General features: G+C 73.1%; 10 protein-coding genes. 6 read left to right on the forward strand and 4 right to left on the reverse strand.

The features are described 5' to 3' along the window. Positions 1-53: 53 nt before the first annotated feature. From B042_RS0115945 to B042_RS0115960, 4 genes are read right to left on the reverse strand one after another with little or no spacing between them, the layout of a single operon-like run. Positions 54-1,064 carry a DUF5914 domain-containing protein gene (locus B042_RS0115945; RefSeq protein ID WP_028649159.1) on the reverse strand — a complete coding sequence of 337 codons (1,011 nt, stop codon included), beginning with the start codon at positions 1,062-1,064 and terminating at the stop codon, positions 54-56. Beyond that, positions 1,061-2,080: a phytoene/squalene synthase family protein gene (locus tag B042_RS0115950; protein WP_028649160.1), complete on the reverse strand. Its 1,020-nt coding sequence runs from the start codon at positions 2,078-2,080 to the stop codon at positions 1,061-1,063. Before B042_RS0115950 ends, B042_RS0115945 begins: the two co-directional genes overlap by 4 nt. Then, positions 2,077-3,537 carry a phytoene desaturase family protein gene (gene crtI, locus B042_RS0115955; protein WP_028649161.1) on the reverse strand — a complete coding sequence of 487 codons (1,461 nt, stop codon included), beginning with the start codon at positions 3,535-3,537 and terminating at the stop codon, positions 2,077-2,079. Before crtI ends, B042_RS0115950 begins: the two co-directional genes overlap by 4 nt. A 14-nt stretch (positions 3,538-3,551) precedes the next feature. Further along, entirely contained in the window at positions 3,552-4,661 is a 1,110-nt protein-coding gene (locus B042_RS0115960) for a polyprenyl synthetase family protein (protein WP_304412548.1), read from the reverse strand. 223 nt (positions 4,662-4,884) lie between these two features. Here B042_RS0115960 and B042_RS0115965 point away from each other — a divergent pair, with 223 nt between their 5' ends. From B042_RS0115965 to B042_RS0115990, 6 genes are all read left to right on the forward strand, one after another. Then, positions 4,885-5,400, forward strand: coding sequence for a MarR family winged helix-turn-helix transcriptional regulator (locus B042_RS0115965; protein ID WP_028649163.1), 516 nt, complete (start codon positions 4,885-4,887; stop codon positions 5,398-5,400). Between the two features lie 68 nt (positions 5,401-5,468). After that, entirely contained in the window at positions 5,469-6,260 is a 792-nt protein-coding gene (locus B042_RS0115970) for an aminotransferase class IV (protein ID WP_028649164.1), read from the forward strand. A 201-nt stretch (positions 6,261-6,461) separates the two neighbouring features. Further along, positions 6,462-8,066 (forward strand): BCCT family transporter, encoded by a 1,605-nt coding sequence (locus B042_RS23465; protein ID WP_051415742.1) that lies wholly within the window; start codon positions 6,462-6,464, stop codon positions 8,064-8,066. A gap of 37 nt (positions 8,067-8,103) precedes the next feature. Continuing rightward, positions 8,104-8,577, forward strand: coding sequence for an Hsp20/alpha crystallin family protein (locus B042_RS0115980; RefSeq protein WP_028649165.1), 474 nt, complete (start codon positions 8,104-8,106; stop codon positions 8,575-8,577). Positions 8,578-8,732: 155 nt separating this feature from the next. Next, complete coding sequence (locus B042_RS0115985) at positions 8,733-9,368, forward strand: copper chaperone PCu(A)C (protein ID WP_028649166.1); 636 nt, start codon at positions 8,733-8,735, stop codon at positions 9,366-9,368. Then, positions 9,368-10,597, forward strand: coding sequence for a Dyp-type peroxidase (locus B042_RS0115990; protein WP_028649167.1), 1,230 nt, complete (start codon positions 9,368-9,370; stop codon positions 10,595-10,597). The genes B042_RS0115985 and B042_RS0115990 overlap by 1 nt, the downstream gene beginning before the upstream one ends. Positions 10,598-10,807: the final 210 nt, after the last annotated feature.

A 10,807-nucleotide genomic window follows, 5' to 3' on the forward strand; every position in this document is an offset into this window, starting at 1 on the left:
CCGACATGCGCACCGAGCGGATCACCCGGGTGAGCGCGGGGCGCGCCCCGCGCTCACCCGGGCCAGCGCCCGGAACTGCGCAGCAGGTAGCGCCGCTCGGCGTAGGCCAGGTCGTCCCGCCACAGCCGCCGGGCAGCGGCGCGCACGGCGGGGCGCACCAGTGCCCCCGCCGCACGGCGGGCCAGGGCGAACCCGGGGCGCTCTGAGGTGGCGACGGTGGCCTCGATGACCGCCGTGCGCGGCACTCCGCGCCCGTCCGTGCCCAGCGGCGTGGCGTGGGTCTCCACCACGCTGCCCAGCCCCTCCCCCTCGATGATGCGCATGACGACGGTGCGCGGCCCGGGGCAGTGGAACTCGGCGCGCACCGGCACGCCCCAGCGGCCCGCCACACGGAAACCCACCTCCACCACCATCCGGTCCGGGTCGGGGTCGCCGCCCTCGGGCACCTCGGCCACCCTCAGCCCCACGAACGAGTAGGGGTGGAACCACGAGCCGTGCCAGGGGTCGAGCCGGTTGGCCACCACGTCCTCGGGTTCGCACCGCCCGGCCAGGCTCTCCACCGCGGCCAGGCTCCGCGACCCCTCGGGCCGGTGGGGCACCACGGGTTCGGGGGTGGGCTCCTCGCCGCCCTCCCGGTCCAGGCGCACCCACACCAGGACGCCGTCGTCGTGGACCGGGTAGGGGCTCCACCCGGGGAAGCCCTCCTCGCCCAGGGACAGGCCGTGCCACCGGCAGACCAGCCGCCCGGAGTCCACCGCGCCCCGGCACAGGGGCGCCCCCATGTGGGGGCAGGCCCCCGGACCCACGCGTGCGGTCCCGTCCGGTGTGCGCCAGGCCACCAGTTCGGTGCCGGCCACCACGCGCCCGAAGGGCCGGTCGGAGCGCACCTCGGTGCTGGCTGCCAGCACGAACCAGTTGCCCGAGGGCCGGGCGAGCGCGCGTTTGAGGGCCGCGCCGATCACCGCGGCCCTGGCCTCCCGCCAGGTCGGATCCTGGGCCTTCCAGGTGGTGGCGGGCATGCGGCGCAGGGGCAGACGCCTGGGACGGGGCTCGGGCATCGTCATGTGACTCCTCCAGAGGGGCGGGAACCGGAGCGCTCGTCCCCGCCGCTGCGGGGGCGCGGCACCCGGCCGCCGCGGGAGCGGGCGACCAGCGCCCGGGCCAGGGCGGGGACGGCCGCGGTCGCCTTGCGCAGGTCCGACACTCGGTGCCGGACGCTCCACACGTCGTAGTCGGCGGCGCGGATCTCGTCCAGGATGGCGCGGTAGAGCCGGAAGGCGGTGGAGACACACGGGCGCGCCACCGGGGAGAGCATGGCGATCCCCGGCTCCGCCCACCGGTAGACGTCCTGGTTGACCTCCACCAGTTCGGCCAGGGCCTCCCGTACCCGCGGCCGCGGGGCCCGGGTCCGCGCGCAGTGCTCCAGCAGGGCGCGGTCCACGCCGTGCGCCGCCAGCACGTCCCCGGGCAAGTAGACGCGGCCGCGCCCCAGGTCCTCGGCGGTGTCGCGCAGGAAGTTGGTGAGCTGGAAGGCCTCGCCCAGCGCGGCGGCGTGCGGAGCGGCCTCCTCGCGGGGGGCGACCGTGCCCAGGACGGGCAGCACCTGGAGGCCGATCACGGCCGCCGAACCGTACATGTACTCGCGCAGGTGGTCGAGGTCGCGGTAGGCGGTGACCGTCAGGTCCATGCGCATGGAGTCCAGGAACGCCGTGAAGTAGGCGCGGGGCAGCCCGTAGTACTCCACCGTGTGTGCGAGGGCCGCCAGCACCTCGGCGTTCGCCGGATCGTCGGCGGGGACGCCCGACAGGACCCGTTCCAGGTCGGCGCCGATCCCGTCCAGGGCTGCCGCCCGGTCCCGCGCCGTGCTCTCCGGTGGCGGCTCGTCGACGATGTCGTCCACCCACCGGGCGAACCCGTACAAGGCGTGCACACCGGGTCGGCGGTCGGGGGGCAGCACCCGGGTGGCGGTGAAGTAGGTGCGGCCGTGGCGGGCGTGCAGGTCCCGGCACCGGAGGTAGGACTCGCGCAGCCGTGCCCCGGTGATCCCGGCGGCGTCCAGTTCGGCCGTCGCGGTACTCATCGGCGCCCTCCCGCCCGGCGGACCACCGTGGCCGCGGCGAGCTTGCCCGAGATCAGCACGGTGGGCAGGCCGACGCCGGGTGAGGTCCCGCACCCGGCCAGGACCGCGTTGGCGGTGCCGGGAACGGTGTTGCGGGGGCGGAAGGGGCCGGTCTGGGCGAAGGTGTGCGCCAGCGAGAAGGGGGTGCCGTGCGCGAGCCCCTGCCGCGCCCAGTCGGCCGGGGTGACCAGCCGCTCGGCGCGGATCGAGTCCCCCAGTCCGGTGAGCCCGCGCTCCTCCAGGACCCCGACCAGGTGGTCGCGGTAGCGCGGCCCCTCCCGGTCCCAGTCGATGCCGCCGGCGGACAGGTTGGGGGCGGGGGCGAGCACGTACAGCAGGTGGCGCTCCTCGGGGGCCAGGGAGGGGTCGGTCCGGGTGGGCTGGGTGACCAGCAGCGAGGGGTCGCTCATGGTGGTCCCGTCCCGGATGATCTCGGTGAAGGTGCGCTGCCAGGCGCCGCCGAAGGAGATCGTGTGGTGGCCCCACCCCCGCCAGGTGCGGTCGGTGCCCAGGTGCAGTACGACCGCCGAGGGCGAGTGGCGCAGGGGCACCGGGCGCTGGGGCGTGTGGCCGAGCATCCGGTGTGCGGCCGCCAGGTCGGGGGTGAGCACCACCTGGCCGCAGGGCAGGCGCTCCCCCTTGCCGGTGACGACGGCGGTGACCCGGTCGCCGGAGCGTTCGAGCCGCGTGACGGGGTCGCCGTAGCGCAGGGTGCCCCCGGCCTTGGCGACCGCACCCGCCAGCGCCTCGCCCAGGGCGCGCATCCCGCCCCTGGGGAAGTACACCCCGGCCACGGTGTCCATGTAGGCGATGACGGCGTAGGCGGCCAGGGCGCTCTCGGGGGCCACGCCCGCGTACAGCGACTGGAAGGAGAAGATCCTGCGCAGCCGCTCGTCGCGCACGCGACGCCCCACGGCCGGGGCGAGCCTGCCGAACCCGCCCAGCGCCAGCAGCCGCAGCAGGTCGGGGCGGAGCAGGTCCAGCGGCGAGTCCACCCGGGCGTCGATGAACGAGCGCATCTCCACCTCGTAGAGGCGGGTGAGCCAGTCGCGCAGCCTCAGGTAGCCGTCGGCCTCGCGCTCCCCGGCGACACGGGCGACCTCGGCGGCCATCTCCTCGCGGCCGGTACGCACGTCGATGGTGGAACCGTCGGCGAAGCGCGCTCGGTAGGCCGGGTCCAGCGGCACCAGGTCGAGCCGGTCGGCGACGCTCTCGCCCACCGCACCCAGGGCCTCGTCGATCAGGTCGGGCATGGTCAGCACGGTGGGTCCGGTGTCGATCCGGAAGCCGTCGAGGTCGAGCCGTCCGGCGCGACCGCCCGGGTGGTCCTCGCGCTCGACGACGGTGACCTCCCGGCCGGCACCAAGCAGGTGCAGGGCGCAGGCCAGCCCGGACAGTCCGGCCCCCACCACGACCACCGGTTCTCGTCGCTTCACGAGGGCTCCTCAGAGGTCAGGGCGGCCAGGCCGCGCAGTCCTTCCAGTGCGGGTCCGGGGGCACCGGCCCCCTCCAGCCGGGCCAGGCCGCGCGCGGAGAGATCGCGGCACCTGCGCCGCACCAGGTCGCGGGCGCCGACGCGGTCCAGGGCGTGGGCCACCTCGGCGGGGTCGGGGGCCGCACCGGGCAGGCCCACCCGGTCCAGCAGGGCCGACGCGGCGGCGTCCCCCCGCTCGCGGGCCAGACGCACGCCGGTGGCCAGGAGCAGGGTGCACTTGCCCTCGCGAACGTCCTCCCCCACCGGTTTGCCGGTGCGGGCGGTGTCTCCGTAGACCCCGAGGAGGTCGTCGCGCAACTGGTAGGCGACGCCGACGTCCCGGCCGTAGCCGCGCAGCGCGTCCACGGTGGCGGCGTCGGCACCGGCCATCGCCGCACCGAGGTGCAGGGGGCGCTCGACGCTGTAGGACGCCGTCTTGAGCAGGTCCACCCGCAGGGCGGCCTCCTCCGAGCGCTCGCGGCGCGCCTGGGCTCGGACGTCGAGGAACTGCCCGGCCATGATCTCGGTGCGCAGGCGGCGCCACACGGCACGGGCGCGTTCGGGTTCGGGCACCCCGGGCAGGGCCTCGGAGAGCATGTCATCGGCCCAGACCAGGGCCAGGTCGCCCACCAGCACGGCCAGTGCCTCACCGTAGCGGCGGGGCTCACCGGCGAGCCCTTCGGCCCGGTGCTCGGCGATGTGGCCGGCGTGTACCGAGGGGCGGCCCCTGCGGGTCGGGGAGCCGTCCATCACGTCGTCGTGGACGAGGGCGCAGGTCTGGATGAGTTCCAGGGCGGCGCAGGCGTGGAGGGCGGCGTCCGCGGGGTCCCCGGCGATCGCACCGCCTCCGGTGAGCCACCCCCACCATGCCAGCCGGGAGCGCATCCGCTTGCCGCCGTCCAGTGTGAAGCCGACGGTGGTCCCGGCCAGTCCGGGGGGGAACCCGGAATCGATCTCCTCGGCCTCGCGGAGCCTGTGGGCCAGGTAGCGGCGCAGGGCGTCGTCCAGAGCCGCTCCGACGTCCCCGGATGCGCGCTCCTCACGGGGGGAGCGCGTGTCAGCGTTCAGGATGGAGTTGACGGTGTCCTCCCGTGTGCACCTTGTGTCGTTTCGGACAAAATAGTTCAGATTTCATAAATCTCGGTAACCGAACTACTTCCCTATCATGGCCGGACCAACCGCGTCCGACGGGGACCGCCGCGCCCGGATCACCCGGACACCGCGAGCCGGAGACGTCCTACACTTCCAAGAACAGCCGGAAAGCACCCGTACCGTGAACGAGAGAGGAACCATGGACACCGCGCCTGCCTCATCCTCTCCCCGCCACGAGCGCGGGGGGCCGGAGGAGGGGCGGCGAGCCGCGCTCTACACCGCGCTCCAGGAGGGCGGCCAGCGGCTCGCGGTGGAACTGGTGCGCCTGCTGCACCGGATGGCCGACTCCAGCGGGATGAACCCGACCGACTTCCAGTGCCTCACCCTGCTCCAGGTCTCGGGCACACTCACCCCCGGCGAGATCGCCGAGAGCCTGTGCATGTCCACCGGCTCGGTGACCGGCGTCCTGGACCGGCTCGAACAGCGCGGACTGGTGGAGCGCACCAGGCACCCCCGGGACCGGCGCAAGGTCGCCGTACGCCTCACCCCGGGCTCGGGCCGCCCCGACACCGCCTCCGGCACCGGCATGCGCGAGGCCATGGTGGGGCTGCACGCCGACTACACCGACGACGACCTCGCCGTCATCGCCGACTGGCTGGAGCGCGTGGGCACCGTGCTGGACGGTGTCGCGCGCGCCCCGCGCCCGCACACCTGAGGAAGTCCGGCCGCACCTGCACGGAACCGGGACCGCTCAAGGTCCCGAAGTGCCATGATGGTGACGCGATGGAACTGAACGGACGCCCGGTCGGCGCTGGGGAACTCGCCGGCCTCGCCCTCTACGGCTACGGGCACTTCACCACCATGCTCGTCACGGACCTGCGCGTACGCGGCCTGGACCTGCACACCGCGCGCCTGGCCGACGACTGCCGCGCCCTGTTCGGCACCGACCTGGACCTGGTCCGGGTCCGGGAGCTGGTCCGGCGCGCCGCCCGCTCCAGCCCCTCCCCCCGCGTGGTGCGCGTGAGCGTCTTCGACCCGGACCTGGACCTGGGCCGGCCGGCGGCCCCCGCCCTGCCCCAGATCCTGGTCACCACCCGGCCCGCCCCCGCCCCGGACGCGCCGCCGCGCCCGCTGCGCCTGGGAACCCGGCTCTTCACGCGCGACACCCCGCAGGTCAAGAGCACCTCCCTGTTCTCCACGATCCGCCAGCGCCGCGCCGCCCAGCTCGACGGCCACGACGACGCCCTGTTCATCGGTCCGGACGGCCGGATCTGCGAGGGCCCCACCTGGAACATCGGCTTCCTGGACGGACGCGGCATCGTGTGGCCCCAGGGGCCGAGCCTGAACGGCGTGACCGCACGCCTGGTCGGGCAGGCCGCCCGCGACATGGGCGTTCCCGTCGCCACCCGACCGGTCACCGCCGCGGCGGGCCTGCGTTTGGCGGGCGCGTTCACCACCAACGCCGCGACCGGCGTGCGGCCGGTGACCACGATCGACGGCGTCCGCCTGCCGTGCCCGCCCCTCATCGCCAGGCTCTCCGAGGCCTACCGGGCGCTGCCCGGCCAGCCCCTCTGACCCTTCTTGTCATGTTTTGTCGGTGAAACTCTGCTTATTCGCATTCCGGGACATCTCCGCGCGATCGGCCTAGCATCCGACACAGGGTGGCTTTGACCTGCGCAAACCCACTCGCGATCGTCACACGAACGCTGACCGCCGTCCCGGCCGACAGGGCATGACGACGTCCCCGGGGCTTGGGAAGGAGCCACTATCTCAACCCTGCGTCAGTACCTCCGGGAACACACCAACCCACCCGTCTTCCTCGTCTCCAGTGCCGTCATCATCGCCTTCGTCGTCATCGGCGTGGCCGCCACGGACGCACTGCTGGCGGCTGCGGAGGGCACCCGCGACTGGATCGGGTCCAAGCTCGGCTGGCTCTACGTCCTGTCCACCACGTTCTTCCTCGGCCTGGCCGTCTTCCTCATGCTCAGCCGGTTCGGGCGCATCCGTCTGGGCCCCGACGACTCGCGCCCCGAGTTCGGCACCGTCGCCTGGTTCGCCATGCTGTTCACCACCGGCATGGGGATCGGCCTGGTGTTCTGGGGCGTGTCCGAACCCGTGCACCACCTGACCTGGCCACGCAACTCCGACTACCTGGTCGAGGAGGGGGAGGCACCCCCGGTGGAGGCGGCCCACGAGGCGCTGTCACTGAGCCTGTTCCACTGGGGCTTCCACCCGTGGGCGATCTACATCGCGCTCGGGCTCTCCCTCGGCTACTTCGCGTTCCGCAAGGGGCTGCCGCTGCGCCCCGCCTCGGCGCTGTACCCGCTGCTGGGCGACCGCGCCTTCGGGTGGGCCGGCCACATCGTCGACATCCTGGCCGTCTTCGGCACCCTCTTCGGTCTGGCCACGTCCCTGGGCCTGGGCACGCTCCAGATCAACGGCGGCCTCAACCACGTGTTCGGGATCGCGGTCAACCCGTTCGCGCAGTCGGTCATCATCATCGTCGTCACCTGCGTCGCGCTGCTCAGCGTGCTCGCCGGGATCGACAAGGGCATCCGCCGCCTGTCGGTGATCAACCTGTGGCTGGCGTTCGCGCTGATGATCATCGTGTTCGTGTTCGGCCCCAAGCTGTGGATCATCTCCAGCACGGTCAGCGCCGCCGGCCAGTACCTCGCCGGCGTGATCCCGCTGAGCCTGTCCTGGCCGAGCCCGCTCGCCGACCAGCAAGCGGCCGACTGGACCTCCGCCTGGACCATCTTCTACTGGGGCTGGTGGATCTCCTGGGCCCCCTTCGTCGGCATCTTCCTCGCCCGGATCTCCTACGGCCGCACCATCCGCGAGTTCGTCGTCGGCGCGCTGTTCGCCCCGGTGGGGGTCTCGGTCCTGTGGTTCGGCGTGTTCGGCGGCTCCGGCCTGTACTACGAACTCTTCGAGGGCGCCGGGCTGTCCACCCTGGCCGAGGAGGAACGCGCGTTCCGCATGGTGGACCTGATGCTGGACTTCGCACCGGTGCTCGGCGACACCATCGCGCTGCTGCTGATCGTCGTGGTCACGGTCTTCTTCATCACCTCCTCCGACTCCGGATCGCTGGTGGTAGACACCCTGACCAACGGCGGCGACCCGCACCCCAAGCGGGCCCAGCGGGCGTTCTGGGCCCTCTCCGAGGGAGCGGTCACGCTCATCCTCCTCGTCCTGGGCGGGGAGTCCGCCCTGTCCGCGCTCCAGGCGGCCTCCGTCGTCACCGGCCTGCCCTTCGCCCTGATCCTGCTGTTCATGGTGTGGGGACTGATCAAGGCCCTGGCCGAGGAGCCACCCCCCGGCCGCGTCAGAGACCTCGGCCCGGAGGAGCGCAGCCGGGCCAAACGCCCGCCCACGGCGTGAGACCACACGGACCCACCGAGAACCGCAGGAGACCTGAATGAGCCCCAAGAAGTTCAGCAACCCCTTCCACGGGGTGGCCGACCTGATCACCGAGATGACCCGCATCTCCGACACCATGTCCTCGCCCGAGGTCGGCCACGCCGGGGAGGCCGAGCGCGGCTACGCCGACGCTTGGAGCCCGCCCACCGACATCCTCGCCCAGGGCAACGACCTCATCATCCGCTGCGACATCTCCGGGGTGCGCGAGGGGGACTTCTCCGTGAGCCTGAGCGAGCACGCCCTCACCATCATCGGGGAGCGGCGGCGGGACGACGACGACGTCGTGTACTACTCCTCTGAGCGGTTCACAGGCGCCTTCCGCAGGGAGATCGGCCTCCCCGAGGGCGTCAGGGACAGCGACATCGAGGCCAACTACGACGAGGGGCTGCTGGAGGTGAAGGTGCACGGCGGCGCCCACACGACCCCGCCGAGCACGATCAAGGTCGGCAGGCGCAGGCCCCGCCGCACCTGACCGGGCCCCGGCCACGGCCCGCGACCGGTTCGTTCCGGCGCGGGCCGTTCCCATGTGCGGAGATTTTTACGCGATCGCCGGGAACCGGGCGCCGCCCCCGTCCGACCCCCAGGGTGAACGGCCGCGTCCGTCGGCCCGACACACGAGGGTTATCCATGCGCCAGTACACGATCCGATCCGTCGCCGCCGCCTCGCTGCTCGCGCTCGCCGCCACCGCCTGCGCCAACTCCGGCGGCGAGGACGAGGCCGCGCCCGAGGACACGGCGAGTCCGGCGCCGGCCGCGGAGGCCACCGCCGCCGACGGTTTCGAGATCACCGACCCGTGGATCAAGGCCGCCACCCAGGACGACGGTATGACCGCCGTCTTCGGCGAGGTGGGCAACACCTCCGACGCCGAGGCCAACATCGTCGCCGCCCAGGTCGAGGCCGCCGACATGGTCGAGCTGCACGAGGGGTACATGGAGGGCTCCGAGATGACCATGAGCGAGATCGAGGGCGGCTTCGTCATCCCGGCCGGGGACGTTTACACCCTGGAGCCCGGCGGCAACCACATCATGCTCATGGAGCTCAACCGCGACCTGGAGGCCGGTGAGGAGATCACCGTCACCGTCGAGTTCGCCGACGGTTCCACCGCCGACTTCACCGCCCCCGTCCGCCCCTACAGCGGCGCCAACGAGGAGTACGACGGCGGCGAGGACCACGGCGACCACGGTGACCACAGCGACCACGACATGGAGGGCATGGAGGGGTCCGAGTCCATGGACGACACGGAGGAGCACGGAGACCACTGATGGGCGCTGACCAGAGCAGCGGCCCGAGCCGCCGCGGCCTGCTCCTGGGCGGTGCCGCGGGGCTCGGCGCCGCCGGGATCGGGGCGGCGGGGGCCACCGCCGCCCACCAACTGTGGGCGGACCCCGAGCAGCAGGCCGCGGCCGCCGGGGCCGTGCTCCACGGCCCGGACACGGTCCCCTTCCACGGACGCAGGCAGGCCGGGGTGGAGACCCCGCCCCAGGCCCACGGCACCTTCCTCGCGCTGAACCTCAAAGAGAGCGCCGACGCCGAACGGGCGCGCCGCCTCATGGTGATGCTCAGCGACGACGCCGCCCGCCTCACCCAGGGCAGGCCCACCCTCACCGACACCGAACCCGAACTCGCCGAGGTGCCCGCGCGCCTGACCGTCACGTTCGGGTTCGGCCGGGGCCTGGTGGAGCGGGTGGACCCCGGCGCGGTCCCCGAGTGGCTGGGGGCGCTGCCCGGGTTCGACCACGACCGGCTCCGCCCCGAGTGGGGCGAGGCCGACCTGGTGGTGCAGGTGTGCGCGGACGACCCCGTCACCGTCTCGCACGCGGTGCGCTCGCTGATGAAGAGCGCCCGGCCCTTCGCCGGGGTGCGCTGGTCGCAGAGCGGGTTCCGCCGCTCCCACGGCGCCCAGCCCGACGGCACGACCATGCGCAACCTGATGGGCCAGGTGGACGGCACCGTCAACCTGAAGCCGGGCAGCGAGGACTTCGAGCGCCTGGTGTGGGGCGGCGACGGCCCGGCGTGGCTGAACGGCGGCACCAGCCTGGTGCTGCGCCGGATCGCCACCGACCTCGACACCTGGGACGAGGTGGACCGGCCCGCCCGCGAGGCGGCGGTGGGCCGCCGCCTGGACAACGGGGCGCCGCTGGGCGGGGAGAACGAGCACGACGAGGTGGACCTGGAGGCCACCGACGGCGACGGGCTCACCGTCATCCCGGCGTTCTCGCACATCCGCCGCGCCCGGACCGGCGACCCCGACGAGCGGATCTTCCGCCGCGGCTACAACTACGACCTGCGCGACACCGCCGACCCCGAGGCGGGCCTGCTGTTCGCCTCCTACCAGGCCGACCCGGCCCGCCAGTTCGTCCCCATCCAGAGGAAGCTGGACGAGCTGGACCTGCTCAACGAGTGGGTCACCACCGTCGGCTCNGCCGTGTTCGCCCTGCCGCCGGGCTGCGAGGAGGGCGACTACGTCGGCCGCCCCCTGTGGGAGGCGTGAACGGATCGGAGAGAAGAGCGACGGGGCCGTGCGGAGGATGTCCACGCGGCCCCGTTTCGTTCCCGGCCGACGCCCGTCTCCCACCGGCCGGGGATATCACGGGTGGAATGCCGAAGCGATCGTCGACCGGCCTCCGCCGAACAATCAAAGGAAATACAGAAAGGGAAATCGAATCGAGATCCAGCCGCCAGAAAAACTAGGAGTCTCATT

It is taken from the genome of Nocardiopsis sp. CNT312 (genome assembly GCF_000515115.1).
Classification (GTDB): Bacteria; Actinomycetota; Actinomycetes; order Streptosporangiales; family Streptosporangiaceae; genus Nocardiopsis.